Origin of the sequence: Streptomyces sp. NPDC090032 (genome assembly GCF_044748025.1) — a bacterium.
In the GTDB taxonomy this organism is placed as follows: Bacteria; Actinomycetota; Actinomycetes; order Streptomycetales; family Streptomycetaceae; genus Streptomyces.
Map to the genome: position 1 here is coordinate 344,530 of NZ_JBIVFF010000002.1, position 16,799 is coordinate 361,328.

Genomic DNA, 16,799 nt, shown 5'->3' on the forward strand with positions numbered 1-16,799 from the left:
ACGCGGTACGGTCTGACCGATATTGACGATGGCAGCGCGGAAGCCGGTGGGAATCCGGCACGGTCGCGCCACTGTGAGACGAGCTACTCGCCCGGACGGGCAAGGACCTCGCGAGTCAGACCCGCAGCTGTCGTACTTGTGCACCACCGAGATGGGACGCGAACTCCCAGAGGAGGCCCTGCCATGGCGCAGACCGTCGCTCAGCCGACAGCCACCACACCCGTTCTTCCCGCAGCGCTGCCCCTGAAGGTGATTGCCCCCTGGGCGGCCTTCTTCGGCATCCTGATGCTGGTCCTGCTCTACTTCGTCGGCGCCGAACAGGGCGCCACGGCCGTCGTCTCCGGCGAGGGCGTTCATGAATGGGTGCACGACGCCCGCCACCTGCTCGGCTTCCCCTGCCACTGACGAGGGACGCCGCAAAGCTCATGAACTCCGCAACAGTGAGAAACCTCCTCGTACGCGGCATGCTCGCCGGCCTCGGTGCCGGTCTGCTCGCCCTGGTCGTCGCCTATCTCCTCGGCGAACCCAGCGTCGACAGCGCCATCGGCTACGAGGAGGCCCACGCTCCCGCGCACCACCACGAGGTCGAACTCGTCAGCCGCAGCATGCAGTCCACCGGCGGCCTCGCCACCGGCATCCTGCTCTACGGGATCGCCTTCGGCGGCATAGCCGCCCTCGCGTACTGCTTCGCGCTCGGCCGCATCGGCCGCTTCGCACCCCGGGCCACGGCACTCCTGCTCTCCGGCACGGCCCTGCTCGCCGTGTACGTCGTGCCGTTCCTGAAGTACCCCGCCAACCCGCCGTCCGTCGGCGATCCCGGCACCATCAGCAAGCGCACGACGCTGTACTTCCTGATGATGCTGCTCAGCGTGCTCCTCGCCGTCGCGGCGGTGATCATCGGGAAACGGCTCGCTCCCCGCCTGGGCACCTGGTACGCCACCGTGGCCGCGGTCGCGTTCTTCATCCTCACGATCGGGCTCGCGTACGCGTTCCTGCCGGTCATCAACGAGGTGCCGAAGGACTTCCCCGCCACGCTGCTGTGGCGGTTCCGCACCTCGGCCCTCGCCATCCAGCTCACCCTGTGGACCGGATTCGGCCTGATCTTCGGTGAGTTGGCACAGCGTCAGCTCGCCCCGCGCGCCGAGGCCGTCCCGTCCGGCAAGGCAACTCCCGTACCCCACTGAGAGAACCGCGCCACAAGCCCGGACCCAGACAGGCGATCAAGCGCAGAGGGCCGCCGGAACCATCCGGCCGGCCCTCTCGCTTTCTTCCGAGGGCGGAGACCCGCGTGGCCAGACACCCCCAACCGCGGCACATCACACTCGGCGGTCGCGAGGCGGTCGCGCTGACCCTGGAGGAGTACGAGCAACTGATCGCCAGCAGACGGCAGATCGGCGGTCAGAGCGCGCGTGTACGAGTCCTCGCGCAGCGGGTGAAGGAGAGCGAGGAGCTGCTGAGGGAGGTCGAGTCACTGGTCGGCTGCCCGTCGCACGGGTGTCACGGTCCGCGGGACCGGCGGGGGAGTGAGGGTTCGGACGGTGAGGCGGACGAACCCGCGGGAGCGACGGACAGCGACTGCCTGCGGTGTGCGCTCGCGGCGCTGATGCTGCGGCATCGGGAATCAACGGGCGGTCCGCCGGGGGCAGTTGGCGAGGAGTGCTGCTCACCGTCGAGCCAGTAGGCGGCAGCGGTGAGCAGGTGGTCCGCTCCGGGTCAGGTCCCGGCGCCGTCCTGCGGCGAGCCGAGCGCCCGTCCGAGCCGGATGTTCCAGCGCCCGGAGCGCCCGCTGGCATCGGTGGCGGTCAGGGGCGGTACGTCGAGCCGCCAGAACGCCGATCCGGGCGCGTCGAGGATCGTGACGGCCACCGCCCTCACCACCTCCGGTTCCACGACGGCGAGCGTCCGGCCTTCGACCTCCGCCGAAGCGTCCAGCCAGCGTGCGACCCGTTCGCACAGGGCACGTACGGACTCCCCGCCGTGTGGCGCGGCGCCCGGGTCACTGAGCCAGCGGGCGATGCCGGCCGGGTCCTCGGCGCTCACCTCGTCGAGCGTCAGGCCCCGCCAGCGGCCCACGTCGAGCCCGGCCAGCTCCGGGGCTTCGACGGCGACGAGTCCGAGGGCCGTCGCCGTCTCCCCGCAGCGCACCGTGGGGGAGACCAGGAGCCGCTCGGCCGCGGGCAGGGAACCGGCCGCAGCCCGGGCCCGTGCCGCGGCGCTCGCGTCCAGCGAACACCCGTCGTCGAACCGGGCCTCCCGCAGAGACCGGCTCGTCGCGGCTGAGATCAAGGTGACGCGGCTGGTCACGGGTTCGGTCCTGTCCTCGCTGTGTGGGGCGACAGGGCGACGCGCGATCCCATGCCCGCGCGTCCCCCTCGTGGCGCTCGGCGCGCCTATGAACGCGGCTCGCGCTCCTTCTTGACGGCGCGCAGGACCACGAACTTCGGGTCGCTGGCGACGAGTTGGCTGTTGCCGAACAGGCGCCGCAGCTTCACGTGGTAGCCGAGGTGGCGATTGCCGATGACCCACAGCTCGCCGCCCGGACGCAGTGCGTCCCGCGCGTCGGCGAACATCCGCATGGCCGTGGCGGCGGTCGTCGCCTGGTGCGAGTGGAACGGCGGATTGTTCAGAACCAGGTCCGCGCTGCCCGCGGGCAGCGCCGCGAGACCGTCGCCCACGAGGAACTGCGCCCTCGCCTCGGGGTGTTCGGAGGGGTCGATGTTCGCCCGGTAGGTCGCCTCGGCCGACGCCACCGCCTGGAACGACTCGTCCGTGAAGACGATCTCGGCGCGCGGGTTCTCCAGCGCCATCGCCGTACCGACGACGCCGTTGCCGCAGCCCAGGTCCACGACGCGCTCGGCGCCCTCGCTCCGGGGCAGGTGCTGGAGCAGGAACCGGGTGCCGATGTCGAGGCGCTCGGCGCAGAACACACCGGCGTGATTGGTGACGGTGCGGCCCGACACGGGGCCGACACCGTCGGGCAGGGCGTACGTGTGCGGCCATGGGTTCCGCGGTCGCGCGAGTGCCGGGAGCGGGGTGGTGAAGATGAGCCGCGCCTTCTTCTCGGCGAGCGACGTGCGGGTCGGGCCGATGATCCGCTCGAACAGCTTCAGCGTCGAGGTGTGGATCTCCTTGACCATGCCCGTCCCGATCACCACGGTGTCGTCGTGGACGGCGGGCGCGATGCGGTGCAGCTGGTCCTCGAGCAGCGCCAGGCTCTTGGGTACGCGTACGAGCAGGACGTCCACGCGCTCCGGCGGGGTGTCCTGGGTGGTCAGCAGGCGTACCGCGGTGTCGCCGAAGCCGGCCCGGTCGAGATTGGCGCGGGTCGCGCGCTGCCCGAGGTACGAGTCGGAGATCACGGTCGGCCGGTCGCAGTGCCCGGCCAGGGCGGTGGCGAGGGCGCCCCACCGGTCGCCGATCACGACCACCGGCCCCGACAGATCGGTGGCGCTGTCGGCGAGATGCCGCAGCAGGTACTCGTCCGCGGCATCCCACGCGCGCAGCTGGTCGTGGGGATCCTCAGGGAAGCGGGCGAGGTCGAACTCGCCCCATGACGTCTCGAAACGGTTACTCATCGTCCCGCCAGGCTAGCGGAGCCGCAGATCAGCGGCGGCAGGGGCGGCGCCGACCGGGCCCGACCGGCTCCTGTCGTACGGCCGGGGCGCCGTGCCCTCCCCGGCCGTACCGCTGAAACGCCGCGCCCGGCCGAGCCGCTGAAACACCGTGCCCGGCTGCCCTATCGCTGAGGTGCCGCCCCCGGCCCTCCGGTCCGGGCGTCACCCAAGTCCCTCGGCTCAGACGTCGCCGAAGTCGCCCGCGAACGCGGCCGCCACCCGCAGATGCGTTTGGGCCTCCTCTTGACGGCCCTGGCGCTCCAGGGTGCGGCCCAGCATGAGCCGGGCGTAGTGCTCGACCGGATCACGCTCCACGACCGTGCGCAGCTCGGCCTCGGCGCGGCCCAGCTGGGCCGAGTGGTAGTACGCGCGGGCGAGCAGCAGCCGCGCCGCCACCTGCTCGGGGATCTCGGCGAGCAGGTCGTCGAGGATCTGCGCCGCGAGCGTGTACTCCTTGGCGTCGAAGAACTGGCGGGCGCGCTCCCAGCGCTCCGCGGGGGTGCCCTGCGTGTAGTAGCTGGTCGTGTTCGTCACTGGTGCCTCCTCGACCGCTGTCAACGGCACGGACCCGGCGCATATTCCGTCCTGGTGAGCGTGTGGATCCACCCGTACGCGTGCCTGACGGGACGGCTTGCGCGGGGCTAGGTTGTGAGCCATGAGCAATCTTGATCGCGAGGCCGTGCCGACCGTGTGCGGCGGCCGGGGCTTCGTCGTGGCGGAGCCGGTACGTGAACTCCTCTCCCCCCGGCGCGTGAGGCTCGGCGAGTCCACCGAGGTCCGCAGGCTGCTTCCGAATCTCGGCCGCCGCATGGTCGGCGCCTGGGCCTTCGTCGATCACTACGGGCCCGACGACATCGCGGACGAACCCGGCATGCAGGTGCCGCCCCACCCTCACATGGGCCTGCAGACGGTGAGCTGGCTGCACGAGGGGGAGGTCCTGCACCGTGACTCCACGGGCAGCCTCCAGACGATCCGGCCCCGCGAACTGGGACTCATGACGTCCGGCAGGGCCATCAGTCACTCCGAGGAGAGCCCGCGCCCGCACGCCCGCTTTCTGCACGGCGCGCAGCTGTGGGTCGCCCTGCCGGACAGCCACCGCCACACCGACCCCCACTTCGAGCATCACGCCGCCCTGCCCACGGTCACGGCCCCCGGCCTCAGCGCGACCCTGATCCTCGGCGAACTCGACGGGGCACGGTCACCCGGCACGACGTACACGCCGATCGTCGGGGCGGACCTCACGCTCACGCGCGGCGCGGATCTGAGCATCCCCCTCGAACCGGACTTCGAGTACGCGGTCCTGTCCATGTCGGGCGATGCCCACGTCGACGGCGTCCCTGTCCTGCCCGGTTCCATGCTCTACCTGGGCTGCGGCCGCACCGAACTCCCGCTGCGCGCCGGGTCGGACGCGTCCCTGATGCTCCTCGGCGGCGAGCCGTTCGACGAGGAACTGGTCATGTGGTGGAACTTCATCGGGCGCTCCGACGACGACATCGCTCAGGCGCGTTCGGACTGGATGGACGGCGATCGCTTCGGAGAGGTGAAGGGCTACGACGGCGAGGCCCTGCCCGCCCCGGAACTCCCGCCTGTGCCGCTGAAACCGCGGGGCCGGGTGCGCTGAACCGGCCCTGGCGCAGGGGGCGTTGGGGGCAGGGTGGGCTCACTGCCCGCCGAGCCGGAGGACGACGCACACGTACAGACTCACGGACACCGTCATGAGAAGGAAGGCGAGGACCGTGTGGCCGACGAGGCCTGGCCCCGGGGCAGGGGCCAGGTAGGCGCGGGCCGCGCGGCTCACCCGGGGGGCGGGGACGCCGCGCGCGGCGTTCGCGTCCGCCTTCTCGATCGCTCGGCGCAGCTTCCTGCGGCTTCTCTCGGTCGTGATGCCCAGGCGCACGCCATGGGTGTCGCGCACCACCACCGTGTGCGACGCGCCGCCGTACGAAAAGGTCGTCAGCAGCCGGACGGTGGCGATCCGGTTCAGGTCCACGGAACGTTGGCCGGTCAGGGTGTGCGCTGTCAGATGCGACGACGAGTGCCGGAACGGGGCCCGTTCCTCGCGCAGGGCAGGCAGGAGGACGAAGCCGATGATCACGGACAGCAGGGCGAGCACGACCGGCGTCCCTTCGGGCACCGCCCCGGTCCGGGCCAGTCCGCAAGCGCCGAAGGGCAGCAGAAGGACCGTCACCGCCAGGGCCGATCCCATGTGGGCTCGCGCCAGGCGGGGAATTGCGGTGGCTTCCACGCACACCCCTCTCTTCTGTTGACAGCCACCAGCATGCCTGCGCGGTGGGCCCGGCCGCACTGCCGGAGTCCGGCAGTCTTCAGTCCGGCAGTCTTCGTTCAGCCGACGTGGATCCGCGGACGGCGGTCCCTGTCGGGTTCGACCTCGCGCAGGACCTCACGGGTGACGGGCGCGACCTCGCCCTGGCCGAAGAGGAAGAAGCGCAGGAAGTTGGCCAAGGGGTTGCCCTCGGTCCACTCGAAGTAGATGTGCGGAATGCAGCCGGTGGTGTCGCGCACGTGCAGGAGCAGGGCGGCGAGGGCGTTGGGGATGGACGAGCTCTCGAGAGTCAGGACCCGGTACCGGCCGTGCAGGACCTCCCCGCGTACGGTCAGGCCGGACTCGAACTCCGAGGGGTCGAGGACGGTGACCTCGACGAAGACGAAGTCCTCCTGCGACGGGACGTCGTTGTCCTGGCGGATCTGCTCGATCTTCTCGCGGTACTCGGCCTTGTCGCGGTTGTCGGGCTCGTTGGCGATGAACCGGATACGGCGGCTGGCGATGTCCCGTACGAACCGCTCCGCCATGTCGTCCAGGGTCACGCTGGTGACGCGCAGTTCGAAGGCGCGGGCGAGCCGGGAGAGGAGCGAGACGAGGATGATGCCGGCGATGAAGCAGGCGCCGATCTTCACACCGTCGGGACGCTCGATGACGTTCACCACGGTCGTGTAGAGGAAGACCGCCGAGATCACGGCGAACCCGATGGTCCAATTGCGCTGGCCGGCCTTGCGCGCGGCGATCGTCACGGCGATCGCGGCGGAGCTGATGAGCACCAGCACGCCGGTGGCGTACGCGCCGCCCTGGGCGTCGACGTCGGCGTCGAAGATCCAGGTGACCAGGAACCCGACGAGAGTGAAGACGATGACCATGGGGCGCACGGCGCGGGCCCAGTGCGGGGCCATGCCGTACCGCGGCAGGTAGCGGGGCATCAGGTTGAGCAGCCCGGCCATGGCGGAGGCGCCGGCGAACCACAGGATGGCGATCGTCGAGACGTCGTAGACCGTGCCGAAGGCGTTGCCGAGGTACTCGTGCGCCAGATAGGCGAGTGCGCGGCCGTTGGCCTGGCCGCCCGACTCGAACTCCTTCTCCGGGATCAGCACGGTCGTGATGAAGCTGGTCGCGACCAGGAACACACTCATGATCACGGCCGCCGTGGTCAGCAGCTTCTTCGTGCCGCGGATACGGCCCGTCGGCTTCTCCTCGGTGTCGGCGGCGTCGCCCTCGACATGTGGCATGACGGCCACGCCTGTTTCGAAGCCGGAGAGGCCGAGAGCGAGCTTCGGGAAGACCAGCAGCGCGACGCCGATCATGGCCAAGGCGTTTCCGTGCTCGGTCGTCAGAGCACTGGCCCAGTCGGTGATCACGTGTTCCGCGGTGAAGACGTGCCAGACACCGGCGATCACGACCACCACGTTCAGCCCCAGGTAGATCCCCACCAGGACGACCGCGACGCCGATCGCCTCCAGGAAGCCCTTGAGGAACACCGCGCCCAGCAGCGCGATCAGCACCAGCGTGATCAGCATCTGCTTGTCGTGGAGCGCGTCGGTCAGGTGGGGGTTCTCGACCAGGTGCGTGGAGGCGTCGGCGGCCGAAAGAGTGATGGTGATCAGGAAGTCGGTGGCGGCGAAGCCCAGCAGGGTGAGGACGAACAACTTGCCCTTCCAGAAGGACAGCAACCGCTCCAGCATCGCGATCGAGCCCTCGCCGCGTGGGCTCTCCTCGGCCACCCGCCGGTACACGGGCAGTGCACCCGCCAGGGTGACGACGACCAGCACGATGGTGGCGACCGGAGACAGCAGCCCGGCGGCCAGGGCGGCGATGCCGGGCTGGTAGCCGAGAGTCGAGAAGTAGTCGACACCGGTCAGGCACATCACCCGCCACCACCGCTGCCCCTTGTGCTCGGGCTCCGGCTTGACGGGGTGCCGGGCCGGGCGGCCCTTGCCCATGTCGGAGAGCCCCTCCAGCATCCACGCGCGCAAGCGACTTGCGCGGGCGTGTTCTGTGGTGGCCATCTGCGTGCTCTCCTGACGTGACGCGCGGCGCGCGGATCCAGGCTCATTGTCACCAGGGGTGGCGTCATCGGCAGGGCGAGAGAGCAGGAGCGACTGCGCAACGACGTGTCGTACGTACGGCGACAGGTGCGCCGCCGTATCTCTTGCGGCGAGGCGGCCGCGCTGTGCCGGGCCGACCATGGTCCTGTCCCCGCCCTTCGCCGAGCGGGCGGAGCAACCCAGTGGTACGCAGAGCGTATGAGGGGGCGCATGAGCCCTGAAATCGGCGTGCGAGGGCCCCGGCCCGGACCCGCCGCAACGAACGCAAGAGGTGACGGCATGATGACCGGCTACCGGCTCCGTGACCGGCTCGCCCTGCTGGCGGGCCTCGTGGGACCGTTCCTGGTGGCGCTCGCGCTCGTGCCCTTCCGTACCGACCTTTCACAGACGAACGACGCGCTGATCCTTGTCGTGGTGGTGGTCGCGATCGCCGCCATCGGGAGCCGTGCGGCGGGCGCGCTCGCGGCGCTGTCGGCGGCCGCCTGGTTCGACTTCTTCCTCACCAGGCCGTACCAGACCTTCGACATCAACGCTTCGGACGACATCGAGACGGCGGTCCTGCTCCTGGTCGTGGGCCTGATCGTGTCCCAGCTCGCGGCACGCGCCCGCCGCCTCGAAGTGATCACGGTGACGGACGCGGCCTACCTCGCCCGTATCCACGAGACGGCCGATCTGGCTCAGTCCGCGAAGTCCTCGGACACGGTGGTCGACCACGTCCGCCACGAGCTCACCGAACTGCTCGGCCTGCGCGCCTGCCGCTTCGAATACGGCACCCTCATGGGACAGCCGCCCCGTCTGCAGCCGGACGGCAGTGTCGCGGTCGGCCGCAAGCGCTGGGACGTCGACAGCAGGGGCTGGCCGGAAGGCGAGACGGAACTGCGCACCTACGGCAACGGCCACTACCTCGGCCGCTTCATGCTCACCCCTGGTCAGGGACCCGTCCCGCCGCTCCAGGCCCGCCTCGTCGCGGTGACCCTCGCCGACCAGACCGGCGCGGCCCTCGGCACGGCAGGACCGGTGCAGGACGGCTGACACGCGGCAGGGGGCGGCCGGCCCGCGGCACTCGCCGCACCGTCCCCAGAACGATCCCGCGCGCAGTCGCGTGACGCACCCTGGCCATCAAGGCGACGTCAAGGCGACGTCAAGGTCCTGGACTCAGGCGCGAAGAAGCCGCAAGGAATCGTCGGAGCGAGCGGTGAGAGGACAGAACGTGGTGGCACCCGCGTAGCGCCCCTGTGTGCGTGGGCCGTTCACCTCTTAAGGAGCACGTGCCCCATGTCTGTCCTGACCGCCGAGTCCGGCGCCGCCTCTGCCGTTGAGGAACCCCCGGATACCGGCGAGCGCCACCGGCTCACCGCCGTGACCGGTCTGGCCGCCCTGTCCCTCGACGCGATGGCGTCGGTGGCCTACGGACCCGAGGCGATCGTTCTGGTGCTGGCCGCCGCGGGGGCACACGGGCTCGGTTTCACCCTGCCCGTCACGCTCGCGATAGCCGGACTGCTCGCGGTGCTCGTGGCCTCGTACCGGCAGGTGATCGCCGCGTTCCCGGACGGCGGCGGCTCGTACGCCGTCGCCAGGACGCACCTGGGCGCCCGTACGAGCCTGGTGGCCGCGGCATCGCTGGTCCTGGACTACGTGCTCAATGTGGCGGTGGCCGTCACGGCCGGTGTGGCCGCTTTGACCTCGGCCTTTCCGGAGTTGTACGACGACCGACTGTGGATGTGTCTCGTCGTGCTCGTCCTGATCACGGGCGTGAACCTGCGCGGCATCGTCGAGTCGGCGCGCGCCTTCATCGTGCCGACGGCGGTGTTCGTCCTCTCAATCCTGGCGCTCATCGCCGTCGGTCTCTTCCGGTCCGCTCCCGTCAGCACGGCGGCCGCCGAGGGCCACGCCTCCGCGCTCGCGGACAACGCCACCACGGTCGGCGCCCTGCTTCTGATGAAGGCCTTCGCGTCCGGGTGCAGTGCCCTGACCGGCGTCGAGGCCCTCGCCAACGCCGTGCCGTCCTTCCGCGTCCCGCGCGTGCGCCGGGCCCAGCGCGCGGAGGTCGCCCTCGGCGCCGTACTCGGCGTGATGCTGATCGGCCTGTCGGTCCTGATCTCGCGCTTCCACCTCCAGCCGGTCGAGGGTGTCACCGTCCTCGCACAACTCGCGGACGCCTCACTGGGCCACAACTGGGCTTTCTACGTCATCCAGTTCGCGACGATGATCCTGCTGGCGCTGTCCGCGAACACCTCCTTCGGCGGACTTCCGGTCCTGCTGAAGCTGCTGGCCCGCGACAACTACCTCCCGCACGTCTTCGCGCTGAAGGCCGACCGCCAGGTCCACCGGCACGGAGTCCTGACCCTGGCCGCCGTCTCGGCCGCCCTCCTGGTCTTCTCCGGCGGTGACACCAACACCCTCGTGCCGCTCTTCGCGATCGGCGTCTTCATCGGGTTCACGATCGCCCAGGTCGGCATGGTCCGGCACTGGCGTCAGCGGCGGGGGAGGAACTGGCAGGGCAAGGCGGTCCTGAACGGCTTCGGAGCGGTGCTCACCGGTGTCTCCGCGGTCGTCGTGACCGCCACCAAGTTCGAGGACGGCGCCTGGCTGATCGTGATCGCGCTGCCGCTGCTGGTCGCGGCCTTCGAGACGGTGCACCGGGCGTACGGGCGGATCGGCGAACGGCTGGGTCTCGGGCGCATCCCCGAGCCGCCGCACCGCGACCGCTCCGTCGTCGTCGTGCCGGTGTCGAACCTGTCGCGCCTGACCTGCGAGGCGCTCAACACGGCCGCCTCACTCGGCGACGAGGTGCGCGCGGTGACCGTCTGCCACCCGGACGCCGAGGACCGCGCGCAGACCGAGGCCCTGGCGCGCGACTGGGCCCTGTGGAACCCCGGGGTGCCACTGATCCAGCTCACCTCGCGGCGTCGCGCCCTGGGCCGCCCGATCGCCGCGTACGTGGGTGAGACGGCTGCCGCCGAGACCGGCACCCGGGTGACCGTGCTGATCGCCGAGGTCGAGCCCGACCGGCTGTGGCAGCGGCTGCTGCAGAACCAGCGGGGCGCGGTCGTCGCCCACGCCGTGCGGAAGGACACGGACGCGGTGATCTGCAGACTTCGGTTCCGCATCTCCTGACGCCCCACTCCGATGGCCCGCACCTCACCGGTGTGGCCATCGGAGTATTCACGCGGATGGAGGGCTGGTTCTGCAGACAGATGTGCTGACCGTAAGAGTTCCGTCAAAGGCGTACGTGCTCCCGTAAGGGAGGCGTCAACGGCGCTCGAATTCGGCCAGAGAGGCGGTTTCCTCTAGTCGTCCGTTCAAATCCGAACCTCATCTAGGAGCTCACGATGGCCGACCTGGCCTTCGTTGTCACCACGATCGCGGTGTTCGCGCTGGTGGCGCTGGTCGCCAAGGGGGTGACGAAGCTGTGACTGCCGAAAACATCGTCGGCCTGATCGTGGCCGTCGCCCTGCTGGGCTATCTCGTCCTCGCCCTGATCTTTCCGGAGAGGTTCTGAGAAGCGATATGAGTCCCGTCCTTGCCGGCGTGCTCCAGCTGCTGGCCCTGATAGCGGCACTGGCACTCGCCTACCGTCCCCTCGGCGACTACATGGCCAAGGTCTACTCCTCCGACAAGCACCTGCGCGTCGAGAAGTGGATCTACAAGGGCATCGGCGCCAACCCGAACACCGAGATGCGCTGGATGGCGTACCTCCGCGGTGTGCTGGCCTTCTCGGCCGTGAGCGTGCTGTTCCTCTATCTGCTCCAGCGTCTTCAGGGCTCGCTGCCCGGCTCGCTCGGCTTTTCGTCCATCGATCCGGACCAGGCGTTCAACACGGCCGCGTCGTTCGTGTCGAACACCAACTGGCAGTCGTACTACGGCGAGCAGGCCATGGGCCATGTCGTCCAGACGGCCGGTCTCGCGGTCCAGAACTTCGTCTCCGCGGCCGTCGGTATCGCGGTGGCCGTCGCCCTCGTGCGCGGCTTCGCCCGCTCCCGTACCGGTGAGCTGGGCAACTTCTGGTCCGACCTGGTGCGCGGCACGGTCCGCATCCTGATCCCGATCTCGGTGATCGGCGCGATCGTCCTCGTGGCGTGCGGCGCGATCCAGAACTTCGCCGGGATCCACGAGGTCGGCCAGTTCATGGGCGGCTCGCAGCAGTGGAACGGCGGCGCGGTCGCCTCGCAGGAGGCGATCAAGGAGCTGGGTACGAACGGTGGCGGTTACTTCAACGCCAACAGTGCCCACCCCTTCGAGAACCCCAACGGGTTCACGAACCTCTTCGAGATCTTCCTGATCCTGATCATCCCGTTCGCTCTGACGCGCACCTTCGGTCGCATGGTCGGCTCGATCAAGCAGGGCTACGCGATCCTCGCGACCATGGTGACGATCTGGATCGGGTTCACGGCCCTGATGATGTGGACCGAGTTCCACCACGGCGCCCCGGCGTTCGATGTCGCGGGCGGGGCGATGGAGGGCAAGGAGAACCGCTTCGGGGTCGGCGGCTCGTCGATCTTCGCGGTGGCGACCACCCTGACGTCGACCGGTGCGGTGGACTCCTTCCACTCCTCGTTCACCGGGTTCGGCGGCGGCATCACGATGCTCGGCATGCAGCTCGGCGAGATCGCACCTGGTGGTACCGGTTCCGGGCTCTACGGCATGCTGATCATGGCGATCATCGCGGTGTTCATCGCCGGTCTGATGGTCGGCCGTACGCCGGAGTACCTGGGCAAGAAGATCGGCACCCGCGAGATCAAGTTCGCGGCCTGCTACATCCTCATCACCCCCGCGCTCGTCCTGGTGTTCACGGCGGTCTCGATGGCCCTGCCGACTCCGCCGAACTCGATGCTCAACTCGGGCGCGCACGGCTTCTCGGAGATCCTTTACGCGTTCACGTCGGGCGCCAACAACAACGGCTCGGCGTTCGCCGGTCTGAGCGCGGACACGCAGTGGTTCAACACCACGATCGGGCTCGCGATGCTGCTCGGCCGCTTCCTGCCGATGGTGTTCGTCCTCGCGCTGGCCGGGTCGCTCGCCGAACAGAAGCCCGTCCCCGCCACGGCCGGCACCCTGCGCACCGAGAAGCCCCTGTTCACCGGGCTGCTCGTCGGCACGATCCTGATCATCACCGGTCTGACGTACTTCCCCGCCCTGGCCCTCGGCCCGCTCGCGGAAGGACTGGCGTCATGACCGCTCGTACAGCGAAGACCCGTAAAGAAAACGACGAGGACGCGATGTCCACTGCCACTCCGACCCGGGCGCCGCACAGCGACGTGCCTTCAGGTCACAAGGACGACGGACGTGTCGGCGCGGGTCTTTTCGACCCGAAGCAACTGCTGAAGTCGCTGCCGGACGCCTGCCGCAAGCTCGACCCGCGCGTCATGGTCAAGTCGCCCGTGATGTTCGTGGTGCTCGTCGGTTCGGTCCTGACGACCGTGTTCTCCTTCAAGGACCCGTCCGACTGGTTCGGCTGGGCGATCAGCGCCTGGCTCTGGCTCACCGTGATCTTCGCGAACCTCGCGGAGGCGGTGGCCGAGGGCCGCGGCAAGGCACAGGCGGACACCCTGCGCAAGGCCAAGACCGACACCGTCGCGCGCCGGCTGTCGAAGGACGGCACCGGCGAGGAGCAGGTGCCGGGCACGGCCCTGACCATCGGTGACCTCGTGGTGTGCGAGGCGGGCGACATCATCCCCGGCGACGGTGACGTCGTCGAGGGTGTCGCGAGCGTCGACGAGTCGGCGATCACGGGTGAGTCTGCGCCCGTCATCCGGGAGTCGGGCGGTGACCGCAGTGCGGTCACCGGCGGCACGAAGGTCCTCTCCGACCGCATCGTCATCAAGATCACGACGAAGCCCGGTGAGACGTTCATCGACCGGATGATCGCCCTGGTCGAGGGCGCGGCCCGCCAGAAGACCCCCAACGAGATCGCTCTCAACATCCTTCTCGCGTCCCTCACCATCGTCTTCCTGCTCGCCTGCGCCACCCTGCCGCCGTTCGCGGACTACGCCGGCAAGCACCTCAGCATGGTCGTGCTGGTGGCCCTCCTCGTCTGCCTCATCCCGACGACGATCGGCGCACTGCTCTCCGCGATCGGCATCGCGGGCATGGACCGCCTCGTCCAGCGCAACGTCCTCGCCATGTCCGGCAGGGCAGTCGAGGCCGCAGGCGACGTGTCGACCCTGCTCCTCGACAAGACGGGCACCATCACACTCGGCAACCGCCAGGCTTCCGAGTTCGTACCTGTCAGCGGCACCAGAGAGGCCGAGGTCGCGGACGCGGCGCAGCTGTCCTCGCTGGCCGACGAGACCCCCGAGGGCCGCTCCATCGTGGTCCTCGCCAAGGAGAAGTACGGGCTGCGCGAACGCCACCAGGGCGAGCTGGCCGGTGCCGAGTGGATCGCCTTCACCGCCCAGACCCGCATGTCGGGTGTCGACGTCGACGGCCGCAAGATCCGCAAGGGCGCGGCCGGTTCGGTCATCACCTGGGTCCAGGAACAGGGCGGCACCGTCTCGGATGACGCCGACACGCTGGCCGGCCGGATCTCCGAAGCGGGTGGCACACCGCTGCTCGTGGCGGTGGACGACGCCGACGGCGCGCGCGTCCTGGGCGTCATTCACCTGAAGGACGTCGTCAAGGAGGGCATGCGGGAGCGGTTCGACGAGCTGCGCCGCATGGGCATCAAGACCGTCATGATCACGGGCGACAACCCGCTGACGGCGAAGGCCATCGCGGACGAGGCGGGCGTGGACGACTTCCTCGCGGAGGCGACTCCCGAGGACAAGATGGCGCTGATCAAGCGGGAGCAGGCGGGCGGCAAGCTCGTCGCGATGACCGGTGACGGCACCAACGACGCCCCCGCGCTCGCGCAGGCGGACGTCGGCGTGGCGATGAACACGGGCACGTCGGCCGCGAAGGAGGCCGGCAACATGGTCGACCTCGACTCCAACCCGACCAAGCTCATCGAGATCGTCGAGATCGGCAAGCAACTCCTCATCACCCGGGGCGCGTTGACGACGTTCTCGATCGCCAACGACGTCGCGAAATATTTCGCGATCATCCCGGCGCTGTTCGCGGCGGTCTACCCGGGCCTGGACAAGCTCAACATCATGCAGCTGTCCTCGCCCGACTCCGCGATCCTGTCCGCGGTCATCTTCAACGCACTCATCATCATCGGGCTCGTACCGCTCGCCCTGCGCGGCGTCCAGTACCGGCCGGTGAGCGCCGACAAGCTGCTCCGCCGCAACCTCGGGATCTACGGTCTCGGCGGTCTCGTGGCCCCGTTCATCGGCATCAAGATCATCGACCTCATCATCTCCCTCATCCCCGGAATCGGCTGATCACCATGAACAACTCGGTTACGAACACCGGCCGGTTGCTGTGGGCCGGCCTGCGGGCCCTGATCGTCCTGACCATCGTCTGCGGCGTGATCTACCCCCTCGCCGTCACCGGCGTCGCCCAGGCCCTCTTCCACGGCAAGGCCAACGGCTCGGAGATCAAGTCCGAGGGCAAGGTGGTGGGCTCCTCGCTCATCGGGCAGCGTTACGACCTGCCGCTCAAGAAGGGCCAGGAGACCGCGGAACCGGACCTGAAGTGGTTCCAGCCGCGGCCGTCCAACGGCCTGGGCGAGAACAGCGTCAACACCCAGTACAAGCTGATCCTGTCGGGCGCCACCAACCTGTCCGGCGACAACGGTGCGATCAACGGGAAGTGCACGGCGAAGTCGGAGGAGGGCACCCTCTGCGCCCAGGTGGTGGCCGCCAAGGCAGCCGTCATCAAGGACAACTCGGTCGGCGGCTACACGGTCAAGCTCTCCGACGTCCCCGCCGACGCGGTGACCTCCTCCGGCTCCGGCCTCGACCCCGACATCTCCCCGGACTACGCCGGCCTCCAGGTCCACCGCGTCGCGGAGAAGAACCACCTCCCCGTCGCCCAGGTGCAGAAGCTGGTCGACGAGCACACCGACAGCCGGATCCTCGGCTTCATTGGTGAGCCCCGCGTGAACGTCCTCGAACTCAACATCGCGCTCAAGGGACTCGTGGCGAAGAGCTGATGGCCTTATGCACACCGAGCGGGAGTTGGCGGGCGGGGCACGCCCCCGATCCGTCAACTCCCGTAACCATGAAGCCGGTTCCGAGGGCTCCAGCAGCCCGTACAACAGGAGAGGCACACACCGATGACCCGGGTGCTGGTGGTGGAGGACGATCCTCAGCTCGTCCGGGCCCTCGTGATCAACCTCCAGGCCCGCCGGTACGTAGTGGACCCGGCGCCCGACGGAGCCACCGCCCTGCGCCTCGCCGCCGCGCGCCGGCCCGACGCGGTCGTACTCGACCTGGGCCTGCCCGACATGGACGGCACGGACGTCATCAAGGCCCTGCGCGGCTGGACCCGGGTACCGATCCTGGTGCTCTCCGCCCGCCGCGCATCCGACGAGAAGGTCGCCGCGCTCGATGCGGGCGCTGACGACTACATCACCAAACCGTTCAGCATGGACGAACTGCTCGCCCGCCTGCGCGCGGCCGTCCGCCGCACCGAAGCCGCTCCGCTCGCCCCCGACACCGTCCTCGTCACGACCGACGAGTTCTCCATCGACCTGCTCGCCAAGAAGGCCAGCCGGGGCGGACGCGACGTACGCCTCACCCCGACCGAATGGCACCTCCTGGAGATCCTGGTCACCAACCCAGGGCGGCTCATCACCCAGAAGCACCTGCTCCAGGAGGTCTGGGGCGCGTCCCAGAGCAACAAGACCAACTATCTGCGCGTCTACATGGCCCAGCTGCGGCGAAAGCTGGAGACGGACCCGGCCCACCCGCGCTACCTCATCACCGAGCCCGGCATGGGATACCGCTTCGAGAGCTGAAGCGAGCT

Annotated in this window: 16 protein-coding genes and 1 riboswitch; of the genes, 11 read left to right on the forward strand and 5 right to left on the reverse strand. The window is 69.4% G+C overall.

Annotated elements, in window-relative coordinates:
- Positions 1 to 38 precede the first annotated feature (38 nt).
- Positions 39 to 121, forward strand: a riboswitch (cobalamin riboswitch).
- 62 nt (positions 122 to 183) lie between these two features.
- The 3 genes from ACIPWY_RS05295 (at position 184) to ACIPWY_RS05305 (ending at position 1,681) form a co-directional block, all read left to right on the forward strand.
- Complete coding sequence (locus ACIPWY_RS05295; RefSeq protein WP_362900741.1) at positions 184 to 405, forward strand: CbtB-domain containing protein; 222 nt, start codon at positions 184 to 186, stop codon at positions 403 to 405.
- Between the two features lie 20 nt (positions 406 to 425).
- A complete protein-coding gene (locus ACIPWY_RS05300) occupies positions 426 to 1,184 on the forward strand; it encodes a CbtA family protein (protein ID WP_362900739.1) in 759 nt (252 codons plus the stop codon).
- Between the two features lie 104 nt (positions 1,185 to 1,288).
- Positions 1,289 to 1,681, forward strand: coding sequence for a hypothetical protein (locus tag ACIPWY_RS05305; RefSeq protein ID WP_393698545.1), 393 nt, complete (start codon positions 1,289 to 1,291; stop codon positions 1,679 to 1,681).
- Between the two features lie 32 nt (positions 1,682 to 1,713).
- On the opposite strand, the gene ACIPWY_RS05310 is transcribed toward ACIPWY_RS05305, so the two are convergent.
- The 3 genes from ACIPWY_RS05310 to ACIPWY_RS05320 all read right to left on the reverse strand — a co-directional run bounded on the left by ACIPWY_RS05310 (position 1,714) and on the right by ACIPWY_RS05320 (position 4,148).
- Positions 1,714 to 2,304, reverse strand: a complete 591-nt coding sequence (locus tag ACIPWY_RS05310; protein WP_362900735.1) for a histidine phosphatase family protein — start codon at positions 2,302 to 2,304, stop codon at positions 1,714 to 1,716.
- Between the two features lie 86 nt (positions 2,305 to 2,390).
- Positions 2,391 to 3,575 carry a methyltransferase gene (locus tag ACIPWY_RS05315; RefSeq protein WP_362900733.1) on the reverse strand — a complete coding sequence of 395 codons (1,185 nt, stop codon included), beginning with the start codon at positions 3,573 to 3,575 and terminating at the stop codon, positions 2,391 to 2,393.
- 219 nt (positions 3,576 to 3,794) lie between these two features.
- The gene (locus ACIPWY_RS05320; protein ID WP_362900731.1) at positions 3,795 to 4,148 is read right to left on the reverse strand and encodes a tetratricopeptide repeat protein; all 354 of its coding nucleotides are present in this window, start codon (positions 4,146 to 4,148) and stop codon (positions 3,795 to 3,797) included.
- Between the two features lie 121 nt (positions 4,149 to 4,269).
- Here ACIPWY_RS05320 and ACIPWY_RS05325 point away from each other — a divergent pair, with 121 nt between their 5' ends.
- A complete protein-coding gene (locus ACIPWY_RS05325) occupies positions 4,270 to 5,235 on the forward strand; it encodes a pirin family protein (protein ID WP_362900729.1) in 966 nt (321 codons plus the stop codon).
- A 39-nt stretch (positions 5,236 to 5,274) separates the two neighbouring features.
- Here ACIPWY_RS05325 and ACIPWY_RS05330 read toward each other — a convergent pair whose 3' ends face one another.
- Entirely contained in the window at positions 5,275 to 5,859 is a 585-nt protein-coding gene (locus ACIPWY_RS05330) for a hypothetical protein (protein WP_362900727.1), read from the reverse strand.
- 98 nt (positions 5,860 to 5,957) lie between these two features.
- The gene (locus ACIPWY_RS05335; RefSeq protein WP_393698549.1) at positions 5,958 to 7,910 is read right to left on the reverse strand and encodes an amino acid transporter; all 1,953 of its coding nucleotides are present in this window, start codon (positions 7,908 to 7,910) and stop codon (positions 5,958 to 5,960) included.
- Positions 7,911 to 8,228: 318 nt separating this feature from the next.
- Between ACIPWY_RS05335 and ACIPWY_RS05340 the strand changes: the two genes are divergently transcribed.
- The 7 genes from ACIPWY_RS05340 (at position 8,229) to ACIPWY_RS05370 (ending at position 16,791) form a co-directional block, all read left to right on the forward strand.
- On the forward strand, positions 8,229 to 8,981 hold the full coding sequence (locus ACIPWY_RS05340; RefSeq protein ID WP_393698551.1) for a DUF4118 domain-containing protein: 753 nt from the start codon (positions 8,229 to 8,231) through the stop codon (positions 8,979 to 8,981).
- Between the two features lie 243 nt (positions 8,982 to 9,224).
- Entirely contained in the window at positions 9,225 to 11,066 is a 1,842-nt protein-coding gene (locus ACIPWY_RS05345) for an APC family permease (protein WP_393698553.1), read from the forward strand.
- A gap of 295 nt (positions 11,067 to 11,361) precedes the next feature.
- Complete coding sequence (kdpF, locus tag ACIPWY_RS05350) at positions 11,362 to 11,451, forward strand: K(+)-transporting ATPase subunit F (RefSeq protein WP_037659531.1); 90 nt, start codon at positions 11,362 to 11,364, stop codon at positions 11,449 to 11,451.
- An 8-nt stretch (positions 11,452 to 11,459) separates the two neighbouring features.
- Positions 11,460 to 13,124, forward strand: coding sequence for a potassium-transporting ATPase subunit KdpA (kdpA, locus tag ACIPWY_RS05355; RefSeq protein WP_362900719.1), 1,665 nt, complete (start codon positions 11,460 to 11,462; stop codon positions 13,122 to 13,124).
- The gene (gene kdpB / locus ACIPWY_RS05360) at positions 13,121 to 15,271 is read left to right on the forward strand and encodes a potassium-transporting ATPase subunit KdpB (protein WP_362900717.1); all 2,151 of its coding nucleotides are present in this window, start codon (positions 13,121 to 13,123) and stop codon (positions 15,269 to 15,271) included. The genes kdpA and kdpB overlap by 4 nt, the downstream gene beginning before the upstream one ends.
- 5 nt (positions 15,272 to 15,276) lie before the next feature.
- Complete coding sequence (locus ACIPWY_RS05365; protein ID WP_393698557.1) at positions 15,277 to 15,984, forward strand: potassium-transporting ATPase subunit C; 708 nt, start codon at positions 15,277 to 15,279, stop codon at positions 15,982 to 15,984.
- Positions 15,985 to 16,107: 123 nt separating this feature from the next.
- Positions 16,108 to 16,791: a response regulator gene (locus tag ACIPWY_RS05370; protein ID WP_362900713.1), complete on the forward strand. Its 684-nt coding sequence runs from the start codon at positions 16,108 to 16,110 to the stop codon at positions 16,789 to 16,791.
- Positions 16,792 to 16,799 lie beyond the last annotated feature (8 nt).

Bases quoted from the DNA above. Each gene is read 5' to 3' on its own strand.
- ACIPWY_RS05335 (WP_393698549.1), bottom strand. From the start codon at position 7,910: ATGGCCACCACAGAACACGCCCGCGCAAGTCGCTTGCGCGCGTGGATG.
- ACIPWY_RS05300 (WP_362900739.1), top strand. From the start codon at position 426: ATGAACTCCGCAACAGTGAGAAACCTCCTCGTACGCGGCATGCTCGCC.
- ACIPWY_RS05325 (WP_362900729.1), top strand. From the start codon at position 4,270: ATGAGCAATCTTGATCGCGAGGCCGTGCCGACCGTGTGCGGCGGCCGG.
- kdpA (WP_362900719.1), top strand. From the start codon at position 11,460: ATGAGTCCCGTCCTTGCCGGCGTGCTCCAGCTGCTGGCCCTGATAGCG.
- ACIPWY_RS05315 (WP_362900733.1), bottom strand. From the start codon at position 3,575: ATGAGTAACCGTTTCGAGACGTCATGGGGCGAGTTCGACCTCGCCCGC.
- kdpB (WP_362900717.1), top strand. From the start codon at position 13,121: ATGACCGCTCGTACAGCGAAGACCCGTAAAGAAAACGACGAGGACGCG.
- ACIPWY_RS05365 (WP_393698557.1), top strand. From the start codon at position 15,277: ATGAACAACTCGGTTACGAACACCGGCCGGTTGCTGTGGGCCGGCCTG.
- ACIPWY_RS05345 (WP_393698553.1), top strand. From the start codon at position 9,225: ATGTCTGTCCTGACCGCCGAGTCCGGCGCCGCCTCTGCCGTTGAGGAA.
- ACIPWY_RS05340 (WP_393698551.1), top strand. From the start codon at position 8,229: ATGATGACCGGCTACCGGCTCCGTGACCGGCTCGCCCTGCTGGCGGGC.
- ACIPWY_RS05295 (WP_362900741.1), top strand. From the start codon at position 184: ATGGCGCAGACCGTCGCTCAGCCGACAGCCACCACACCCGTTCTTCCC.
- ACIPWY_RS05370 (WP_362900713.1), top strand. From the start codon at position 16,108: ATGACCCGGGTGCTGGTGGTGGAGGACGATCCTCAGCTCGTCCGGGCC.